Origin of the sequence: Nitrospirillum amazonense (assembly GCF_007828035.1) — a bacterium.
Lineage (GTDB): Bacteria > Pseudomonadota > Alphaproteobacteria > Azospirillales > Azospirillaceae > Nitrospirillum > Nitrospirillum amazonense.
This window is the reverse complement of record NZ_VITV01000006.1, coordinates 56,889-78,211: the sequence shown is the minus strand read 5'-3', so window position 1 is coordinate 78,211 and position 21,323 is coordinate 56,889. Positions and strand designations below refer to the sequence as shown.

General features: G+C 66.9%; 14 protein-coding genes. 6 read left to right on the top strand and 8 right to left on the bottom strand.

What is annotated here, in order from left to right; translation table 11 throughout:
- The first annotated feature begins 49 nt into the window (after positions 1–49).
- Both FBZ87_RS17875 and FBZ87_RS17870 read left to right on the top strand, forming a co-directional pair.
- Entirely contained in the window at positions 50–301 is a 252-nt protein-coding gene (locus tag FBZ87_RS17875) for a type II toxin-antitoxin system Phd/YefM family antitoxin (RefSeq protein ID WP_145611851.1), read from the top strand.
- 5 nt (positions 302–306) lie between these two features.
- Positions 307–744 carry a hypothetical protein gene (locus tag FBZ87_RS17870; RefSeq protein ID WP_145611849.1) on the top strand — a complete coding sequence of 146 codons (438 nt, stop codon included), beginning with the start codon at positions 307–309 and terminating at the stop codon, positions 742–744.
- A 40-nt stretch (positions 745–784) separates the two neighbouring features.
- Here FBZ87_RS17870 and FBZ87_RS17865 read toward each other — a convergent pair whose 3' ends face one another.
- On the bottom strand, positions 785–2,167 hold the full coding sequence (locus tag FBZ87_RS17865; RefSeq protein ID WP_246134468.1) for an alpha-L-fucosidase: 1,383 nt from the start codon (positions 2,165–2,167) through the stop codon (positions 785–787).
- Positions 2,168–2,771: 604 nt separating this feature from the next.
- Here FBZ87_RS17865 and FBZ87_RS17860 point away from each other — a divergent pair.
- The 4 genes from FBZ87_RS17860 (at position 2,772) to FBZ87_RS17845 (ending at position 11,813) form a co-directional block, all read left to right on the top strand.
- A complete protein-coding gene (locus FBZ87_RS17860) occupies positions 2,772–5,678 on the top strand; it encodes a TonB-dependent receptor (protein ID WP_145611847.1) in 2,907 nt (968 codons plus the stop codon).
- 116 nt (positions 5,679–5,794) lie between these two features.
- Positions 5,795–7,234: a glycoside hydrolase family 125 protein gene (locus FBZ87_RS17855; RefSeq protein WP_186454829.1), complete on the top strand. Its 1,440-nt coding sequence runs from the start codon at positions 5,795–5,797 to the stop codon at positions 7,232–7,234.
- A gap of 28 nt (positions 7,235–7,262) precedes the next feature.
- On the top strand, positions 7,263–9,602 hold the full coding sequence (locus FBZ87_RS17850; protein WP_145611845.1) for a GH92 family glycosyl hydrolase: 2,340 nt from the start codon (positions 7,263–7,265) through the stop codon (positions 9,600–9,602).
- A gap of 81 nt (positions 9,603–9,683) precedes the next feature.
- Complete coding sequence (locus FBZ87_RS17845) at positions 9,684–11,813, top strand: alpha-L-fucosidase (protein WP_246134467.1); 2,130 nt, start codon at positions 9,684–9,686, stop codon at positions 11,811–11,813.
- A gap of 5 nt (positions 11,814–11,818) precedes the next feature.
- Here the strand turns inward: FBZ87_RS17845 and FBZ87_RS17840 are convergent, their stop codons facing one another.
- The 7 genes from FBZ87_RS17840 to FBZ87_RS17810 all read right to left on the bottom strand — a co-directional run bounded on the left by FBZ87_RS17840 (position 11,819) and on the right by FBZ87_RS17810 (position 21,063).
- The gene (locus tag FBZ87_RS17840) at positions 11,819–14,167 is read right to left on the bottom strand and encodes a hypothetical protein (RefSeq protein WP_211106981.1); all 2,349 of its coding nucleotides are present in this window, start codon (positions 14,165–14,167) and stop codon (positions 11,819–11,821) included.
- Positions 14,167–15,069: an ROK family protein gene (locus FBZ87_RS17835; protein WP_145611841.1), complete on the bottom strand. Its 903-nt coding sequence runs from the start codon at positions 15,067–15,069 to the stop codon at positions 14,167–14,169. Before FBZ87_RS17835 ends, FBZ87_RS17840 begins: the two co-directional genes overlap by 1 nt.
- A gap of 141 nt (positions 15,070–15,210) precedes the next feature.
- The gene (locus tag FBZ87_RS17830) at positions 15,211–16,437 is read right to left on the bottom strand and encodes an ROK family transcriptional regulator (RefSeq protein WP_145611840.1); all 1,227 of its coding nucleotides are present in this window, start codon (positions 16,435–16,437) and stop codon (positions 15,211–15,213) included.
- 168 nt (positions 16,438–16,605) lie between these two features.
- Entirely contained in the window at positions 16,606–17,778 is a 1,173-nt protein-coding gene (gene nagA, locus FBZ87_RS17825; RefSeq protein WP_145611838.1) for an N-acetylglucosamine-6-phosphate deacetylase, read from the bottom strand.
- 1 nt (position 17,779) lies between these two features.
- Complete coding sequence (locus FBZ87_RS17820) at positions 17,780–18,835, bottom strand: SIS domain-containing protein (protein WP_145611836.1); 1,056 nt, start codon at positions 18,833–18,835, stop codon at positions 17,780–17,782.
- Positions 18,832–19,731: a glucosamine kinase nucleotide-binding domain-containing protein gene (locus FBZ87_RS17815; protein ID WP_145611834.1), complete on the bottom strand. Its 900-nt coding sequence runs from the start codon at positions 19,729–19,731 to the stop codon at positions 18,832–18,834. The genes FBZ87_RS17820 and FBZ87_RS17815 overlap by 4 nt, the downstream gene beginning before the upstream one ends.
- A 27-nt stretch (positions 19,732–19,758) precedes the next feature.
- Positions 19,759–21,063: a sugar MFS transporter gene (locus FBZ87_RS17810; RefSeq protein WP_145611832.1), complete on the bottom strand. Its 1,305-nt coding sequence runs from the start codon at positions 21,061–21,063 to the stop codon at positions 19,759–19,761.
- Between the last annotated feature and the right edge of the window lie 260 nt (positions 21,064–21,323).

Sequence of the window (21,323 nt, the reverse complement as noted above, 5' to 3'; positions counted from 1 at the left end):
CTCGCCAATTTTATCCATTTTATCTATTTTAGATAAAAGGAGCGAGGCCATGAAAGTCACATCGAGCGAATTCCAGCAGCATGTCGGGCGGTACCAGGACGCCGCGCAACAGGCTCCGGTGGCGATCACCAAGAATGGCCGTACCCATACGGTGCTGGTGTCGGCAGCGTTCTTTGAGATGGTGATGAAGGGGCGGGTTGCCCGCAAGGTCGAGGATCTGGACGCGGACACCCTCAAGGCCATCGCCGACAGCGCCGTGCCCGCGGAATTCGATCATCTCGACAAGCTTCTTGAAGACTGACCTTTATGAGCCTACCGACGCCGCGGCCGGGCCTCGTCATTTCCTACGCGTATCTATGGGAGCGGGAACACCGCCGGGGTGCGGAAGAGGGCCGGAAAGATCGGCCCTGCGCCATCGTCGCCGCCCGCCAGATCGTCGCGGGGCGGGAGATGATCACCGTTGTACCGGTGACACATACACCACCGAATGACCCTGCCGATGCCATTGAAATACCGGCTGCCCTGAAAGCCCATCTTGGGCTCGATGGCTTATCCTCCTGGATTGTCGTCACGGAGACCAACGATTTCCTATGGCCCAGTCCTGACCTGCGGCCCGTTCCCGGTACCAAGCCAGTGCGCTTCGAGTACGGAATGCTGCCGCCTAAGTTCTTCGCACGGGTTCGCGACAAGATCCTGCAGGCACATCTCCGCCGCACGCTCACGAGGGTGAAGCGGACGGAGTAGGATGACTGCAACCCAGCGCCCCCCGCCCGCTTCAATTCCATCACTGAAGATCTAAGCGGATCACCCGGTCCCAATCGTTCATGGCCTCGCCCGTCGCCGCCGGCAGGGTCAGTTCCAGCCCGTCCGGCCGGGGCTGTACCGGCACGGCGCTGCCGTCGCGCAGCAGGGTCGCCTTGCGCACGGCCTGGGTCAGGGGCAGGAACAGGGGCCCATCCTTCCAGTCCAGGACATGAACATAGACGCGCCCCGGCGCCTGGGTGGTGACGCCCCAGGGCCGCGGCGTCACGGGACCACCCCGGGTCTGGTAGACGCTTTCGCCATAGCGCTTCAGCCATTGTCCCATTTCTTTCAACGTCTGGACGTTCTCCGGCTGCAGCTCGCCGTTGGGCATGGGGCCGGTGTTCATCAGGAAGTTGGCGTTGCGGCCGGCGGCGCCCACCAGGCTGCGGATCAGGGTCGCCGTCGACTTGTACTGGTCGTCGATCATGTTGAAGCCCCAGGATCCGTTCATGGTCTCGGCCATTTCCAGGGGCAGGGCGCTGACGCCGGCCTTGTTGAAGCCCATGCTGTTCTCGCCCGGGAGGTCGCGCTCGAACATCTGGAAGTCTTCGCCAGGGAAGGGTGCCTGGTGGTGGTTGTTGCCGATCAGGGCGGCCGGCTGCAGGCTGTGGATCAGGCGGTAGGTTTCATCCAGGCGCCAGCGGTCGCGCATGGCCGTGTCCTTCTGGTCCCACCAGCCGTCGAACCAGATGCCGCCGATAGGTCCGTAATGGGTCAGCAGCTCGCGCAGCTGCGCCTGTTCGAAATCGATGTAGTGGTCCCAGTCGCCGCCGGCCGGCCGTTCCGAGGCATGGCCTGTCGTACCCTGGGGGAAATAGTCGGGATGGTGCCAGTCCAGCTGCGAATAATAGAAGAACAGCTTCAGCCCGGCCTTGCGGCAGGCGGCGGCCAGTTCGGCCAGCGGATCGCGATGGAAGGGGGTGGCGTCGACGACGTTGTAGGGGCTGGCCTTGCTGGCGAACATGGCGAAGCCCTCATGGTGCTTCGACGTGATGACGACGTAGCGGGCGCCCGCCGCCTTGAAGGTCTGCGCCCAGGTGTCGGCGTCGAAGGCGGTGGGGTTGAAGAACCGGGCCAGGCGTTCGTAATGGCGGGCGGGGATCTGGTTCTCATCCATGATCCATTCGGCGATACCCATCTTGCCGGCGCCACCCAGTTCGCTATACAGGCCCCAGTGCAGGAAGATGCCGAACCGGGCATCCTGGAACCACTGCCGCGCGGCCAGGTTCTCCGCCGTCGGCGCATAGGCCTGGGCCATGCCCGGCGGGGCGGTATCCGCCCTGGCTTGCGTCCCGAGCGCCATGAGGGTGGCGAGGGCGGTCCCGGCCAGAACGGTGGCGAGGCGGCGGCGGATGACGGCCATGGCGTCGGCTTTCCCTGTCGTGTGCGGAGCCTGCTTCGATAAATATATTCCCAAATGCCATCTAGTGGAAATTATTTTCCATTTGGCCGCCGCGGTGACGACCTTCGCGAGTCGGGAAAAGGGCGGGGTGTCCGGCGCCGCCTGAAACCGTTGCCGCATCCAAGGGTTCGTATGGTCCGGGGCTTTACATCGGCAGGTGGCGATACGCCTGCGCAAGACTAGGGAAAGCGCGCTTTCCCGCGCCTATGTGAAACATCACCTTGAGGCATGGCCACTCTATTGACCGATACGGCCGTATGGCTTGATCCGGCAATGCAAGCAATTCCAATATCTTCGCCGGCACCCCCTTCCATCTTCATGAGCCCAGGTTTCATATGAGGGGCGGCATAGAATGAAATTTTTAGATCAAAAATAAAGAAAATAGAAAAAATGAATTGACTTGGCCGCCAGCCAGGCGTTCCTGTGTAGGTAGAACGGCGCGCTGAACCACCCTTTCCCCGGGGACCGATGCCCCGGTGAAACCGGCCGCCGCTCCACTAAAATCGGGGAGCAAGATATGGGCCTGGGCAAATTCAGGGCTGGCCTTCTGGCGGGATCGACGGTGATGGCGTTCTCGCTGCCGGCTATCGCAGGTAGCATCACCGGCACGATCGTGGACCCGGGCACCGGCAAGCCGTTGGCCGCCACGGCCATCACCATTCCCGGTACCGGCTATTCCACCGCCTCGGGCGAGGACGGGACCTTCACCCTGGCTAACATTCCCGAGGGCAGCTACACGGTCACGGCCTCACGCCCCGGCCTGCACACCAGCTCGACCCGCGTGACCGTGCCCAAGGATGGTGCCGTGACGGTCAGCTTCGAGGCCTACACCGCCGCCCTGGAAGAGATCATCGTCGCCGCCAACCGCTACCAAGCCTCCAGCCTGCAGATGAACGCCAGCAACACCGTTGACGTCATGTCGGCGGCGGACCTGGAGCACACGGCGGTGCACAACGTGGCCGAGGCGCTGGGCCTGTTGCCCGGCGTGAACGTCATGAACACCGGCCAGTCCTTCGTGGGCGGCATCGACGGCGCCTCGCGCGGCGAGGGCATGTTCACCTCCATCCGCGGCCTGAACGGCGAGTACAACGTCAACCTGATCAACGGCGTCAACGTCGCCCAGGGCATGCCTTACAGCCGCGAGGTGCAGCTGAGCCTGCTGCCGCCGTCCGGCCTGAACACCATCGTCGTCAACAAGACGTCCAGGGCCGACATGGACGGCGACGCCATCGGCGGCACCGTCGATTTCCGCACGCCCACGGCCTTCGACTACAACCAGCCGCTGATGTTCAGCTTCACGGCCAGCGGCCGGCTGGAGACGCGGGCGGAGGACTATAGCAAGGACAGCCTGGGCTACGGCCTGGCGGGTGAGGCGGCGGGCAAGTTCGGCCGCGATAACCAGTTCGGCGTCTACGTCAGCGCCTATTACGACATCCGCCACTACGCCAACAGCGAAATGGGCGCGGTGATGGAGTCCACCTGCTGCGACAACGCCTGGGCCTTTGCCGTTGCCAACGCCGACGGCAGCAACCCCAGCAACCTGGACCCGTCCAAGAACCTGGAGACCACGGGTTTCAACGCCGGCGTCTCCTCCGGCTACACCGAGCGTTACGGCGGCAACGTGTCGCTGGACTGGCGCCCGGACGACACCACCAGCGCCTATTTCCGCCTGGGCTACGCCGTGGCGCAGACGGAACAGAACAGCACGCTGAGCCAGCTGGTCGGCATGAACGTGACCTACGACCAAATTGGCAGCACGGGCCTCTACCACCCCAACATCCAGTACCTGTCCACCCGCCTGTGGTACGAGACCAACCCGGAATATTCCGATCTGGCGACCGCCCAGCTGGGCGGGGAGAAGAAGTGGGGCAACTGGACCTTCAGCCCCAGCGTATTCCTGAGCTGGGGCGACAACGACCGCCCCAACCACATCGAAATCTCCACCCGGTCCACCCAGAACGACGGCAACGGCTTCGCGTACGGCAACAACGTCCTGGCGACATATGTGAACGACCTGCCGTATCCGCTGGTCGGCTCGCAGATCATCTCGCAGTTGGGTAATGTCGCCAGCCTGCCGGCCCGCGACCGGGGTGAACTGACGGAGCAGTACAGCGGCCAGGTGCGCGGCGGCGCCAAGCTGGACACCCGGTATGACGTGAACGCCGGCCCGCTGGAATACATCAAGTTCGGCGTGAAGTATCAGGACAGCGAGCGCCAGGTGACCAACCGCGATTGGTACAACGGCAACTTCACCGACGGCCGCACCTTTGGTTCTCTTGGCATCATCAACGGCAACTATTCCGCGGTCTATCCCGGCGTCTACAACTGGTCGGTGCCGGTCATCGACCAGGCCGCCCTGTTCCGCCTGTACAACACCTATTCCAGCCCCAGCAACCTGGATAGCTGCAGCAGCCTCTACGTCAACAACTGGAACTGCAACACGCAGAAGGGCACCGAGGCGGTCACGGCGGCCTATGTGATGGCCAACCTCAAGTTCAACGACCTGGAGGTCATCCCCGGCTTCCGGTTCGAACACACGGCCATCCACAACACTTTCTGGGTGACGCCGCATGATGCCGACGGCAATGAGCTGGCGGGCCACTGGGGCTATAACTCCACCCATTACAACGAGCCGCTGCCCAGCATTTTCGCCAACTACCGGCCCGACGACAATTCGGTCTATCGCGCGGCCATCTGGACCAGCTACACCCGTCCACCCTTTGTGCAGTTGGGCGGCGGCTCGCAGACCAGCATCTCCAACGGTGTCACCACCATCACCGAGGGCAACCCCAACCTGAAGGCCATCACCGCCGTCAATTATGACGTTTCCGGCCAGTGGGACAGCGGCCACGGCGGTACGTTGGTTGTGGCAGGCTATGCCAAACAACTCTCCAACTACATCTACGACAACGGCAGCACCTATTCGAACCCGGCCGTCACCAACAGCAACTCCGTGATCTTCCATCATCCCACCAACGGTGGGGATGGCCAGGTTTATGGCGTCGAACTGTCCGCCCGGCAGAAGTTCCAGGACATGCCGGCGCCGTTCGACGGTTTCGGCATCGGTGCCAACCTCACGCGGCAGTGGACCTCGGTCGATACCAAGGCCGCCGGGCTGGACCCGAACGAGCGCATCCAGAACGCCCCGGAATGGATGGCCAATATCGAGGCCTTCTATGAAAAGGACGGCTTCACCCTGGACCTGATCTACCACTACACCGGTGCCTATGTGGCCCAGTACGACTACCTGGGCCTGGGCAGCAGCTGGGATGACCTGTGGGTGCGTTCGTCACAGCGGGTGGACCTGCACGCCGGCTACGACTTCGGCTATGGCGTGCGGGCGGACCTGTCGGTGGCCAACCTGTTCGACGACGTCTCCTACTGGTCGCACATCGGCAAGGAAAGCCTGGCCATCTCCGACGTGGTGGAGACGGGCCGGACCATCCTGGTCAGCATGAAGTACAGCTACTGATCCTGCGCTGAGACGAAAGGTCCTGGTGGCGGTCACCAGGGCCTTTCCCTATTCTGCGGGGATGAGGCCGGCGGAACCGGCCCATTCCCATCACGGGCCCTGGACATGGGTTGTGGATGCCTAATCGCCGAGATGTGCTGACTATGGCCGTGGCCGGCGTGGGTATGGGCCTGTCGGGCCCGCTTCGTGCCGCCGCCGCGCCCACCCTGGCTGGCCGGCGCCCCGCACCCGCCGCCCGGGGCTGCATGAGCCCGGCGGTGGAGGCGGTGATACGGGATGCCCGCGCCGCCATCGCCGACCCGGAACTCTACTGGCTGTTCCAGAACTGCTATCCCAACACCCTGGACACCACGGTATCCTTAGGATCCCTGGACGGTGGCCCTGACGCCTTCGTCATCACCGGCGACATCCCCTGCCTGTGGCTGCGCGACAGTTCCGCCCAGGTTTGGCCCTATCTGCCGCTGGCGCGGCGGGACGCGGCCCTGCGCCACCTCTACCAGGGGCTGATCCGCCGCCAGGCGCGCTGCATCCTGATCGACCCCTACGCCAACGCCTTCAGCCGAGACGCCGATGCCACCACGCCCTTGAGCTGGGCCAAGGAGGACATGACGGAGATGAAGCCCGGGGTGGCTGAGCGGAAGTGGGAGGTGGACAGCCTGTGCCACGTCATCCGCCTGTCCCACGGCTATTGGCGGGCGACGGGTGACACCGTCCCCTTCGACGCCGCCTGGCGCCAGGCCATGGCCCAGGTGGTGCGCACCTTCCGTGAGCAGCAGCGGCTGGACGGCCCCGGGCCCTACCGCTTCCAGCGCACCAGCGAAACGCCCAGCGACACGCTGCCGCTGGACGGCTACGGCGCCCCCACGGCCAAGGTCGGGCTGATCCATTCCATGTTCCGGCCGTCGGATGACGCCTGCGTGCTGCCCTTCCTCGTCCCTGCCAACCTGTTCGCCGTGGCCAGCCTGCGCCAGCTCGCCGACATGGCGCAGGCCATCCATGGCGACATCGCCCTCGCCAACGCCTGCCACAGCCTTGCGGACACCGTGGCGGTGGCGCTGACGCGGAACGGCCGCATCGCGGATGGAGAGGGCCAGGAGGTCTGGGCCTATGAGGTCGACGGTTTCGGCAACGCCCTGTTCCTGGACGACGCCAACGTGCCCAGCCTTCTCAGCCTGCCCTATCTCGGCTGCTGTGACGCCGGGGACCCGCTGTACCGGCGTACCCGGCAACGGGTGTTGAGTGGCCGCAACCCCTATTTCTTCCGGGGCCGCGCGGCGGAGGGTGTCGGCGGGCCGCATGTAGGGTTGGGCATGATCTGGCCCATGTCCCTGATCGTGCGCGCCCTGACCAGCGACAACGACGCGGAAATCCGCCAGTGCCTGGTGTGGCTGAAGGGCACGCATGCCGGTACCGGCTTCATGCACGAAGCCTTCGGCCAGGACGATCCCAGCCATTTCACCCGACCCTGGTTTGCCTGGGCCAACAGCCTGTTCGGCGAACTGATCCTGGACCTGATGGCGCGCAAGCCGGCGCTGCTGCGCCAGCCTTTGACCTGAGCCAGCGATGATGATGGAGGGCCTTCCCATGATGACACGGCGTGACCTGCTGGGCGGTGTGGCCGCCGCGGCCCTGGTGCCGCTGGCGGGCGGTGTCGGCACCGCGGTCGCCGGCACGGGGCCGAAAGCCGGCGGGGGCTTTTGCCGCCACGTCGACCCCTTCATCGGCACTGGCGGCCATGGTCACACCTACCCCGGCGCCACCGTGCCCTTCGGCATGGTGCAGCTGAGCCCCGACACCAACACCGCCGGTTGGGACGCCTGCTCCGGCTATCATATCCAGGATCGCAGCCTTCTGGGCTTTTCCCACACCCATCTCAGCGGCACCGGCGTGGGCGACATGCTGGACGTGCTGGTGGTGCCCCGGGTCGGCCCCGTCCGCCTGGACCCCGGGACGCTGGAAAGCCCGGATGAAGGATACCGCGCCCGCTTCGACCATGCGGACGAACAGGCGGCGCCCGGTTACTACCGCGTGCGGCTGAAGGACAGCGGCATCGAAGCGGAGTTGACGGCCACGGCGCGGGCCGGCCTGCACCGTTACCACTTCCCTGACACGGCCGGCGCCCACCTGCTGATCGACCTCGCCCACGGCTTCCAGGACCCTGCCGGCTCCGTCACCCGTATTACGGGCGCCTCGCTACGCCTGGTGGGCAAGGACACGCTGGTGGGCGGCCGTCATGTCCATCAATGGGGGCAGGGGCGGGTCATCTACTTCGCGATGAAGCTGTCGCGCCCCTTCGCCGGCGCGTGGTTCTACAGCAACGACCACGCCATGCCTGAGGGCGCGCAGGATGTCGAAGGGGCGGCGCTGAAGTGCGTGCTGGACCTGCCCGACGCCCACAGCGGCCCTCTGCTGGTCAAGGTGGGGCTGTCGGCTGTGGACATCGACGGCGCCCTGCGCAACCTGGACACGGAAATTCCGGGCTGGGATTTCGACGGTGTGCGCGCGGCGGCGGCCGCGGCGTGGGAGGCGGAACTGGGCCGGCTGGCCATCACCAAGGGCGGTGACGCCGCCGACATCAAGATCTTCTACACCGCCCTCTACCACGCCCTGCTGGCGCCCACGCTGTTCAGCGACGTGGACGGCCGCTATCGCGCCATGGACAGCACGGTGCGCCAGTTGCCGGCGGGGGCCAACAACTACTCCACATATTCCCTATGGGACACCTATCGCGCCTTGCATCCGCTGTTCACCCTGGCCCAGCCGCCCGGCCGTGTGGGCGACATCGTCGGTGGGCTGGTGCGCATGGCGGAGGAAAGCCCCGCTGGTCCGCCCGTATGGCCTCTGCAGGGTACCGAGACAGGCTGCATGATCGGCTGGCATTCGGCGGTGGTGGTGGCCGAGGCGGCGGCCAAGAACATACCCGGCGTCGACTACAAGGCGGCCTGGCCCGTTTTCCGCAAGCAGGCCTTCCAGGCCCAGACCAGCGGTCTGCCGGAATACCGGCGCCTGGGCTACATCCCCAGCGACACGGTGGAAGAGGCGGTCAGCAAGACACTGGAGTATGCCTATGACGACTGGGCCATCGCCCGCCTGGGCGATGCCGTCGGGGCGGCGGACGACGCCAACGCGCTGCGCCGACGCTCCCTGAATTACCGCAACCTGTTCGACCGCGACGTGACCTTCATGCGCCCGCGCTTTACCGACGGAAGCTGGGCCCAGCCCTTCGACCCGCGCGGCATGGGCCATAGCCGCAAGTGGCGCGACTTCACGGAAAGCAATGCCTGGCAGGCCACCTTCCTGAACCAGCATGACATCTACGGCTATATGGAGATGTTCGGCGGCCCGGCGGCGTTCGAGGCCAAGCTGGATGAGCTGTTCACCACCAGTTCCGAGCTGCCGGACGACGCCCCCCCCGACATCGCCGGCCTGGTGGGCCAATACGCCCATGGCAATGAGCCCAGCCACCACATCGCCTATCTCTACGCCTACACCGGCGCCCACCATAAGGCCCAGGCGCGTGTGCGCAGCCTGCTGAAGACCATGTACCGGGCGGATCCCGACGGCCTGGCCGGAAATGAGGATTGCGGCCAGATGAGCGCCTGGTACCTGATGAGTGCCTTGGGCCTGTACGCCGTCGATCCGGTTACCCCAATCTACGTCTTCGGCTCCCCTCTGTTCGACCGGGTGGACGTGACGGTGGGGGAGGGGCGGACCCTGACCATCGAGGCCATCGGCAACGGCCCGGACAGCCCCTACATTCAGTCGGTCGCCTGGCAGGGCAAGCCCTATACCCGGACATGGATCCGGCATGCCGACTTGGTGCAGGGCGGCCGCCTGGTCTTCACCATGGGATCCAGGCCCAACCCACGCTTTGGTGCCGCGGCGGAGGATCGGCCGCCGTCCTTCACCGCCACGCGGGTTTAGGTCTTTAAACGCTTCCGCAAGCATGGCATCATTAATTTAATTCAGTTTCATTAATGATAAGCCATACCGGGGAGCCTGCCGATGTCCCGCCCGTTCCTGCCGTCGCGCCGTGCCGTCCTGGCGACCGGTGCCGCCTCCAGCGCGCTGTCCCTGGTGGGCGCCTCGGCGGGGCAGGTGCCGGCGCCGCAACCCTGGGGGGCGGTGCCGACGGCACGGCAGTTGGCCTGGCATGAAATGGCGGCCTACGCCTTCGTCCATTTCAGCATCAACACCTTCACGGATCGGGAATGGGGCTATGGCGATGAATCGCCAGCCCTGTTCAACCCCACGGACTTCAGCGCCGACCAGATCGCCGGGGCCGCCAAGGCGGCGGGCTTGACGGGCCTGATCCTGACCGCCAAGCACCACGACGGCTTCTGCCTCTGGCCCACGCGGCATACCGAGCACTGCATCCGCAACAGCCCCTACAAGAACGGGCAGGGCGACATCGTGGGGGAGATGGCGGCCGCCTGCCGCCGGGCCGGCCTGCGGTTTGGCCTCTACCTTTCCCCCTGGGATCGCAACCACGCGGAGTATGGCCGGCCCGCCTACATCACCTATTATCACAATCAGCTGCGTGAGCTGCTGACAGGCTACGGCCCCCTGTTCGAGATGTGGTTCGATGGCGCCAACGGGGGCGACGGCTATTACGGCGGGGCGCGGGAAAAGCGCTCCATCGACGCCGAAAGCTATTACGACTGGACCAACACCTGGGCCCTGGTGCGGCAATACCAGCCGGACGCCGTCATCTGGGGCAATTGGGGCCGCGACGCCCATGGGCCTTGGGGCGCCGATGCGCGCTGGGTTGGCAATGAGGAAGGGTATGCCGGCGACCCCTGCCGCGCCACGGTGGGCGATACCCCCTACACACAGGAGATTGGGGAGCATGGCGTGCGCGGCGGGACGCACTGGCGCCCGGCGGAGGTGGACGTTTCCCTGCGGCCCGGCTGGTTCTGGCATGCGCGCGAGGATGCCGACGTGAAGTCGGTGGGGCGCCTGACACGGATCTATTTCGAGTCCGTCGGCCGGGGCGCCAACCTGATCCTGAACCTGCCGCCGGACCGGCGCGGCCGCATTCCGGACCATGACGCCAGCGTGCTGAAAGGCTGGGGCGATCTGCTGCGCGCCACCTTCGGCACGGACCTGGCCCAAGGGGCCGTGGTCCAGGCGAATGCCGTACGCGGGCCCGGTTTTGACCCCGGCAACGTCCTGGATGGGCGGGCGGACAGCTATTGGGCGCCGCCGGATACCGCCCACGCCGCCGACCTGACACTGGAATGGCCCCAGGCGCGCACCTTCAACGTCGTGCGCCTGCGCGAATATTTGCCGCTGGGCCAGCGGATCGGCGCCTTCACGCTGGAAGTTTGGGACGACGGGCAGGGCAACTGGGCGGAACTCGCCCGCTACACCGCCATCGGCAGCCAGCGCCTGGTGCGCCTGCCCGCGCCGGTCAGCACCACCCGGCTGCGCCTGCGCATCCTGGACGCGGACGCTTGCCCGGCCATCCGCGAGGTGGCGCTGTTCCACCTGCCCGACCTGGTGGAGGAACCGGGCATCCGCCGCGACCGCCGGGGCCTGGTCGCGCTGTCCAGCGACATCCCGGGCGCCATCCTGCACTACACCACCGATGGCGAGGTTCCGAGCCTACGCTCCCCCCTTTACCAGGATCCCTTCCCCTTGCCGGATGGCGGTATCGTCCAGGCCATCTGCCACCTGCCGCGCACTGGTGCCAGCAGCGGCGTCGCCATGCGCCGGTTCGACGTGTCCAAGGCGGACTGGCGAGTGGTGTCGGCCACGGCGCCGGGGGCCGAGGCGATCATCGATGACGACCTCGGCAGCCTGTGGGTCACCGGCGGGCGGGGCTTGCCGCATGAGGTCGTGGTGGATTTGGGGGCCATACGCCCGCTGAAGGGTGTCACCCTGCTGCCGGCGGGCCAGCGTCCCCCGGGGGTGGGCGCGCCGGGCGACTACCGCTTCCAGGTCAGCGCCGATGGCAAGACCTGGGGGCCGGTGGTGGCGGGGGAGTTCGCCAACATCGCCGCCAACACGGGTGAGCAGCGCGTGATGTTCCCCGAGGTGCGCATCGGCCGCTTCCTGCGGTTGGAAATCACCCGGGCCGCGGGGGGCGAGGGCCAGGTGGCCTTCGCCGAGCTGGGTGTCGTGATCCGCTGACGGCCTCAGGGCCGGGGGATCAGCCAGGCCTCGGCCACCTGGTGTCCCCGTCCGCTGCCGCCCAGGCCTGGGGGCCGCGTCCATTCCAGGTCCAGCCGGCCGTTGCGGGTGGCCTGTTGGGGAATGTCGAAATCCAGGGTCGCCGGGTTCGCCGGCCTGGGCAGGGCCGCATGGATCTCGATGCCACCGTTGGCCGTCAGGCGCATGGGCAGGGCGTAATCCTCGCCCGCATAGGTGACGCGCAGGGTGTAATGGCGCTTGGGATCCAGCCGCTGGTACCGCAGGTGGATGGGGCGCTCATACAGCGTCTCGGCATAGGTGATCCAGGACAGGCGCCAGCCGTCATCCGGGGTCCGGTCGGCGATGCCGTCGATGGCGCTGTCGTACAGTTCCGGATCCTGGCCGTAGGCCTTGCCCCGCACCAGGTGCGGCTCTTGCTCCGGGTTCCCCAGGTCATCGTACAGGCTGCCCGGTACCGGGTGCCGCCAGGTGACGATCTCGGCCAGGCGCGCCTGGCGCGTCATCTCATCCGGCAGTTCGGCGATGTCCGCGAAGCGCCGTGTCAACCAGACACGGTCGTTCAGGCTGGTGTCCACCCGGTCCAGGTTGGCGCCCCGCTCGACGCCCGAGGCGCCGTAGCGGGGAACGCTCAACTGCAATCCCACATGCGCGTAAAGGCGGCCGGCCAGGTCGAACAGCTGGTCGCGCAGCCGGCCGGTTTCGGCATCGTCAGGTTGGGCGAGGGCGGCGGTCGCCGCCGCCATGGCGTCGCGGCTGTCCCGGGCGGGTGCCTGGGCCAGGGCGTCCAGGGCCTTGGCCTCGCGCCGCGCCTCCGCCCGGGCCCGCGCCTGGGCGTAAGCATCGTAGGTGGCACGGTAGAGCAGGGACTCGAAGCGCCAGTTGTCCTTCAGGCCGGAACGTTCCTTCAGGCCCTGGAAGCCCTGCAGCGTGGCGGCGATACCGCTGTTGTCCTTGATGGGGCCTGACCAGTTGCGCTCCAGCGCCAGAATCAGGGCGGCCAGTTGGTCTCCTTCCGCCCCGCCCAGGGAATAGTGGGCGTAGTCGCGCAGCGTCTCTTCCGGCGGGGTGGCGGCGTTCCAGCCCAGGCGCGTCCACAGCACCTTGTTGACATCGTCGTTCACCCCTTCCGAATAGGTCACGAACCCGGCCGTCAGGCTGGCGAAGTGGCGGAAGATGAGGGTTTCATCCCGGGGGCGGGGGTTGATGGGCTCCCGCCCCTCCAGCAGGGCGAAGGCCGAATCCCAGTGCGGCACGGGGAACTGGGCGTGCAGGGTGTGGCCGATGTCAGGATAAAACTGGATGGGATAGCGCCGGGGAATGCGGCCGCGCTGCACGGGCAACGGATCGCGCGACTGCGGGCCGAAAAACACCCCGGTCAGCCAGGCGGGGCGCCGCGCCAGCAGGCGGTAGAAGGCTTCGTAGTGCGCCTCGTCAAATCCCTGGCCCGATACCCACAGCTGGGCCCCGGGGTGATACCGCCGCAGGATCCGCGCCTGCCGCTCCAGCAGGGGGAATAGCAGGTCCGGTGGCGTATGGCCCGGGTCGCCGCCCGGGACGTAGACGGCGTGCAGGTGGGGGAAGCGCCGCACCAGATCCTCGAACGCCGCCAGCTCCGCCGCCACCGTGGCCGGATCTGCATAGTCCTGGCGCATTTCCGGGTAAAACAGGTCGCAATCCAGGCCGTACTTGTCCAGCAGACGGGCGATGCCCAGGGTGGTTTCCAGGGCCGGCGCGGGGAACAGAGGGCTGCTGGGCGCGTCGTCCGACGCCGGGGCGATCAGCTGGACGGCGTTGGCGCCGAACACCGCCAGGTCGCGGATCTGCTGCTCGAATTGCGGCAGCGTCCAGGCGTCATAGGTGTTGTTCTTGTAGCGGTAGCCGATCTGGTGGCCGCGTACCGGTTGGTTCGGGCTGGTGGACAGGTTCAGCGGTTGGTCCAGGACGATGTGGCCCGGGGTCATCGACAGGGTGCGCAGCAGGTGCCCGATGCCAAACAGCACGCCCCGGCTATCGTTGCCGGCGATCGTCAGCACGATCCGCTGTCCCTGCTGTCGGGTCGTGAGGCGATAGCCTTCCGGTTTACCAACCGCATGCGTGATGACGATGCGCGCCGGCGTGTCGGGTGCCACTGGCACCTGGGACAAGGCAATGCCGGTACGCTTGCGGACCTCATCCACCAGCATGTCGATGGCGGCGGCCTCCGGTCCCTCGACCCCAGGGGCCACGACCACAGCCGCCGACAAGTCCAGGGGAGATGCGGCCTCTGCGATGGGTGACACGGCAGCGGCCATGGCGGCCATGACCACCGCGGCCCAGAGCCGAGGGGGCAGCATTACAGCGTGCGTTCCCACAGTCGGGCGGCGCCGCGCACGCCGGAGGAATCACCCCACCGGGCCGGGACCAGTTTCGCTTCCCAGACATCGGTGAAGAGATAGGGCCGGATGGCGCCGGCCAGCCGGTCGTAGATTTCGGTGACGTTAGACAGGCCACCGCCGAAGACGAAGACGTCCGGATCGACGATGTTGCTGACCACGGCCAGGCCGCGGCCTAGCCGGTCGATGAAGCGATCAAAGGCGGCGACGGCATCCGGCTCGTTGCGGCGCATGCTCTGGATGATGGTTTCGGCATCCAACTTGCGGCCGGTGACCGCCCGGAACTCCCGGCTCAAGCCGGTGCCGGACACCCAGGTTTCCAGGCAGCCCTTGTTGCCGCACCAGCAGTCGGGCGCCGGCACCTCATCCGCCTTGGGCCAAGGCAAGGAGATATGGCCCAATTCCCCGGCCAGTCCATTGGCGCCCTCGATCAGACGGCCATCGATCACGAGGCCGCTGCCGCAGCCGGTGCCGAGGATGACGGCGAAGGCGATGCGCGCGCCGGCGGCGGCGCCGTCCACGGCCTCGGACAGGGCCAGGCAGTTGGCGTCATTGGCGACCCTGACCTCACGGCCCAGGGCGGCGGCGACATCGCTGTGAAAGACGCGACCGTTCAGCCAAACCGAATTGGCGTTGCGCATGAGGCCGGTCTGGGGGGAAATCGAGCCTGGGACGCCGATCCCCACGGTGCCCTGCGTGCCCGCCTGCGCCTCCACCTTTTGGATCAGACGGCAGATGGTGGCGATGGCGGCGTCATAGCTGCCCGGATTGGGTTCGCGCAGCCGCGACAGGAAGCGGCCGTTGAGATCCAGGGCGGCGGCCTCGATCTTCGTGCCGCCGAAATCGACCCCGATTTGAATCATGCGTAAGCCCTCTCGCAGGCCGTCTGGTAACGGATGGGGGAATGGTGCGCTGTCCGGGCCCCCTCCCTTGCTCGAGGCCTTCGGATGTCTCCCTAAACAAACCATACCCATTAAAAAGGCAAAATGAAATAATTAATACAGTCAGTCGGCTGCCGTTTTCATGAGAGTGGTCCGGGATGGCAGCAGACGGTCATTGAAGGGCAACAAGGCCGCCCCCACCGCCGGCGCGTCAACGGCCGTGGCCGCGCGGCGGACGGGAACGATGACGGGGATGGCGCCTGAGTGCGCCCACAGGCGGTCATTGATCATCTGGGCCAGGCGGTCGATCAGCGGGGCCGGCAGGCGGCCGCCGAAGAACACCGCCTCTGGGTTCACCAGGCAACTGACTGCCACAATGGGTGTGGTCAGCAACTCGGCGGCCAGGTCCAGCCAATCGTTCAGTAGCTGCTGGCCCACGGTGTCGAGATCCAGCAGCTGTTCCGGCCGCGTGACGGCGCGGCCCCGGGCGGCCAGATAGGCGCACAGGGCCGAGAGTGACACCGCCTCCTCCAACGTCCGTGCCGGCGTACGGGGGGAGGTGATGGGCAGAAAACCCAATTCGCCGCTACGGCCCTGGGCCCCCCTGAAGTACTGCCCGTCGATGACGATTCCGCCGCCCAGGCCCTGGTTGATCAGCACGTAGAAAAAACTCAGGTCGCGCAGGCCGTAGCCGAACTGCAGTTCCCCCAAGGCCGCCGCCGCCGCGTCGTTTTCGATGAACACCGGCAGGGGCAGGGTGGCGGTGAACAGGCCGGGGATGTCCGTCGTGCTCCACGCCTCAAAGCTCTTCGGCCGGTTTGGCAGGTTCACCCGGCCCAGATCATCGGGTAGCGCCACGCCAATGCCGATGAGGCGGTTGCGGGGAAAGGCCTGGCTTTCCACCAATTCCTCCACCTGCGACTTGAAAAAGGCGGCGACGGCGTCGGGCAGGGGGAAGTCCACCTCCAGCACGGCGCGGTGCCGCACCTGGCCCAGCAGGTCCAGGACCACCAGGGTCACATGGTCACGGTCGACATTGACCCCAATGGCGAAACAACCGTCCGGATTGATGGCCAGGCGCATGGCGGGCTGCCCGCGTGTGCCCTGCAATCGGCCGACCTCGAGAATGAGACTTTCGTTCAGCAGGCGTCGGGTGATATTGGCGATGGCCGGTGGCGTGAGGCCGGTGATTCGCCCCAAGTCTGCCCGGGTCAGGGGACCGCTGACGCGAATGGCCTGCAGCATGACCCGCTGGTTATGGTCGCCGGCGCGCTCCAGATTCGTGCCGGAAAGGCTGGCCCCCAGCGCAGGATGAAGCTCGGTCTGGTGGGGGAGGAGGGGCGGCTGCATGCGGCCGGGTTCCCTTTTTCAAATTAATTTCTTTATTCCACCCGATGATGAGACACCGCTGTCAGAGACACAATGACGCAATTGCGGTCGGGCGAAGAAAGTTTATTGCACATTTGTACAGTAGGATAGCATATAAAATATAATGCTCCTGTCCGGATCCCCGATCGCTCAGGCGGGAGCATTCGCGCCGTCCCGCTGGCCGGCGACCCAGGTGCCTAGGACCCGCTGCTGCGCGTCCAGCAGCACCAGGTCGGCTTGGAAACCGGCGGCCAATTGCCCCAGTCGCCCGTCCATGCCCAGGAAGCGGGCGGGGTAAAGCGACGCCATGCGCAACGCCTCCTCCAGTTCCACGCCCAGTAGGCGCACGGCGTTGCGCACCGCCTGCGCCATGTCGATGTCGGCGCCGGCCAGCACCCCGTCGTCGGTCACCAGCCGCCCATCACGCCGGTGGATGCGCTCACCATACAGCGTGAAGGTGGTTGCGTCGGTGCCGGTGGGCGGCATGGCGTCCGTGACCAGCATCATCTTGCCGCGGGGCTTGGCGGCCAGGGCAAGCGCCAGCAGGTCGGGATGCACATGCACGCCATCGACGATCAGGCCGCACCAGGCGTCCTTGGCGGTCATGGCCGCCAGGGCGATGCCCGGCGTCCGGTTGCTGATGGGCGGCATGGCGTTGAACAGGTGGGTGAAACCGCGCAGGCCGGCGCGCAAGGCTGCTTGTGTGCGTTCATGGCTGGCGGCGGAGTGCCCCCCGGCCAGCACGATCCCGGCGCGCACCAGCCGCGCGATGTCGCCGTCGTTCACCTGTTCCGGCGCCAGGGTCAGCACCACGCGGCCCAGGTCGCCGAAGTGGCGGGGCAGGGCGGACAGCCGGTCCAGGTCGATGCCGTTGGGTCGGCGGATGTGGGCCGCCTTGTGCACGCCCCGGCGTTCCGGGTTCAGGAACGGGCCTTCCAGATGAACGCCGATGATGCCGCCGCCGGGTACGGCAGCCGCCTCGGCGGCGGCTTCCGCCGCTGCCATCATGATGTTCAGGTCGTCGGTGATGACGGTGGGCAGCAGCGCCGTGGTGCCGAACCGCCGGTGGGCGGCGGCGATGGTCAGCGCGCCGGCCGCGGTGGGCGTGTCGTTGAACAGCACGCCGCCGCCGCCATTGACCTGGGTGTCGATGAAGCCCGGGGCGAGCAGGCTGCCCTCGGGCAGGGGCACCCGGGCCGCGCCCGCCACACTGGCGACGGCCGGCACGATGTCCAGGATTTCGGCCCCCGCCAGCAGCAGCGCGTGGTCATCCAGCAGCACGTCGCCCGTGAACAGCCGGGCCCCCGTCAGAAGTTGGCGCATGTCAGACCGTCTCCGTCACCTTGGCCAGGTTGGGGGGAACGTCGGGGTTCAGGCCCCGGTCGGCGGCGATGCGGTGGATGCCCATGTAAAAGCTTTGCACCGCCGTCAGCGGGGCCAGTTCCGCCGGCACGCCGGCCACCGCGGGCAGCGCCACCACGCCCGGAATGTCGCCCGCCGTGGACAGCACGGTGGCGCCCAGGCCGACCATGCGGCGGATGGCATCGCTGGTGGGCGCCAGGGTTGCGTCATCCTGCGTCAGCGCCAGGACGGGGAAGTCCGGACCCACCAGGGCCAGGGGGCCGTGGATGACCTCGGCCGCGCTGAAGGCGTCGGCATGCAGGCGGCTGGTCTCCTTGCACTTCAGGGCCATTTCCTGGGCGGCGGCGGCACCCAGCCCCCGGCCGATGATGTAGAGACCCCGGACGGTCGCCAGGTGCGATAGGCCGGGGTACCAATCCAGCGCCATGGCCTTTTCCAACCAGCCGGGGGCGTCGGCGACCGTGGCCAGCAGGGCCGGATCCGCCTTCCAATGCGCCACCATCTGCAGGAAGGCGAACAGCGAGGTCAGATAGGACTTGGTCGCCGCGACGCTCTTTTCCGGGCCAGCGCACAGCGGGATGGCCACGTCCACCATCTGGAACAGGGGCGAGGTCTCGTCATTCACGAAGGCCACGGTCAAGGCGCCGCCGGCCTTGGCCGTTTCCGTCAGGCGTAACAGGTCCGGGCTGCGACCCGATTGTGACACCGCGATGTAAAGTCCGTCCTTCAGGTGCAGCGGCGTCTGGTACAACGATACCACCGACGGACCGATGGAGGCCACGGGCAGGCCCAGCTGGGTTTCAACCAGGTACTTGCCGTAGGTCGCGGCGTGGTCGCTGCTGCCCCGGGCGCCGGTCACGACGAAGCGTGGCGCCAGGCGGCGCAGGCGCTCACCCAGATCCTGGAACAGGGGCGCGCAACGATCGATCTGCCGCCGCAGGGCATCCGGGGTTTCGGCGGCCTCGCTGGCCATAAGAGGGGCCATCAGGGTGTCAGCCATCAGGTTATCAAGGGTCATGGCAGGGCGCTCTTGGCGATGGGGGAGGGGATGTTTAGGCGGGCCATCAGCAAGGCCCCTTCCAGAGCATCGCCCTCGGGATCGGCCAGCAGCGACCGTGCCCAAGGGCTGAGCCACGGGGTCAGCGGGGCGGACAGCCCGCCCATCAGGCACAGGTGCGGGGCGCCCAGGGCGTGCAGGTGACGGATGTAGGTCTCCAACTCCTTGGCGGCCTTGGCGATGATGGTACAGGCGACCACGTCGCCCTTGGCGGCGTGCGCCAGGACATCCGGGGCCAGGCGGCCATAATCGGCGGGGCCGGCATCGTTCACCCAGGCGACGATAGCGGCGGGCGAGCCGCCCAGCCGCTGCCGGATTTGCCGGGTCAGGCCGGTTTCCGGGGCCAGGCTGTCGTGAGCACGCAGGGCGACGCGGATGGCTTCGCGGCCGATGCTGGCGCCGCTGCCTTCGTCGGAGACCTCGAAACCCCAGCCACCCACGGCGTGGCCCTGGCCGTTGATCAGGGCATAGCCGGCGCTGCCGGTGCCGGCGATCAGGATGGCGCCGTCCCGGCCGGAGAAGGCGCCGAGGCAGGCGGCGTGGGCGTCCGTTTCGGCGGAAACGCTGGCGAATCTGGGGGCTGCGGCGCGGGTGCGGACGCTGTCCGCCGCCGTGACGATGCCGGCCAGACCCAGGCCGACGTGCAGCCGAGGGAAGGCGGCGGCGTCCAGGCCGGCCTGTGCCAGGGCCGCCTGGATGGCCTCCATGATGCTGGCCCAGGCCCGGTCAAGGCCAAGGCGGATGTTGGCGGGACCCCCCAGGCCTTCACCCAGCAGCGTGCCGTCGGCGGCGCGCAGGCGGGCACGGCATTTGGTGCCGCCGCCATCGACGCCCAGATAGTAGCGATCGGATGTCATGAGCTTTTTCAGAAGAAGCGATAAGGATCAGGCGAGGGAGGGAGCCGCGATGGCGGCCTTGCGGCCGACGCGATGGCCATAGAGGGCGAAGAACAGGATGTAGAGATAGGCCGGCGCCATCAGCGCCAGGAACACGGCCTGGAAGGGAAAGTGCTGCTTCAGCTGCACGAACAGCTGGGGCAGGACGGCACCGCCGGCGATGCCCATGACCATGAAGGCGGAGCCGATCTCCGTGTGCCGGCCCAGGCCGCGGATGCCCAGCGGGAAGATGGCGGGCCACATCATGGCGTTGGCGAAGCCCAGCGCCGCCACGCAGGCGACGGAGGCGTAGCCATGGGTGGCATAGGCAGCGATGGTCAGCACCACGCCCAGGGCCGCGGACAGGGCCAGATACCGTTCCTGCGACAGCACGCGGGGAATCAGCACCAGGCCGCCCAGATAGCCCGCCAGCATGGCGGCCAGGGTGAAGGAGGTGAAGAACTTGGTCTCATCCAGCGGCAGGTCGAATCCATGGCCGTAGGTGCCGATGGCGTCGCCGGCCATGACCTCCACCCCCACGTAAAGGAACAGGCACAGCACGCCCAGCCATAGATGGGGAATGCGGCTCAGGGGTGGGGTGTCCCTGTCCCGCGACTGGCCGCCGCCGGCATTGGACTCGGCCGAGATTTCCGGCAGGGGGGAGCGAACCACCCAGACGGCCAGCAGAGCCAGCAGCGCCGCCATGGTGAGGTAAGGCAGGTGGATCTTGGCGGCGAAGGCCGACAGCAGCGCCTCCCGCGCCTCCGGCGTGGGGGCGGCCTTGACCTGCTGGTCCAGGGTGTCGATGCCGCTCAGCACCAGTGCGCCGATGGCCACCGGCGCCAGCATGCCCGCCACCTTGTTGCAGATGCCCATGACGGCGATGCGCTGGGCGGCGCTGTCGATGGGCCCCAGGATGCTGATGTAGGGATTGGCCGCCGTCTGCAGCAGCGACAGGCCGGCGCCGATGACGAACAGGCCGGCCAGCGCGCCGGGATAGACCCGAATCGTGGCGCATTCGCCGAAAAGTGCTGCGCCGATGGCCATGACGAACAGCCCAGCCCCCATCCCCTTCTTCATGCCCGTCCGCCGAAGCACCCAGGAGGAAGGCAGGGAAAGGAACAGGTAGGACAAGTAGAAGACCATGGGGATCAGGAAGGCGTTCACGTCGTCCAGCGTGAACGCCAGTTTCACGAACGTGATCAGCGGCCCGTTCAGCCAGGTGACGAAGCCGAAGATGAAGAACAGAACCCCGATGACGACCATGGATGCGCGGTTCTGATGCGGGGAAGGGGACGGTTTCACAGGGGCCATGGGCGCCATCCTTGTCCGTGATCGTGAATGGAACGGGTGGGTAGATCAGTGTCGGGGGCGTTGTCACCGCTTCCCGGACGGGATGGGCCGGCCGGCCCGCATCCTGCTGGTACTCCTCACTTCCGCCATCGCCCGTTTGTCTCATCATCAGGGCAAAAGAGGAATTATGAAAGCAAATTAAAAAAAAATTGACGAGCGCGAGGCTCTGCGGCACTTTGGTTACCGTTAACACCGACGCAGTAATGCCGATACGGATCGGA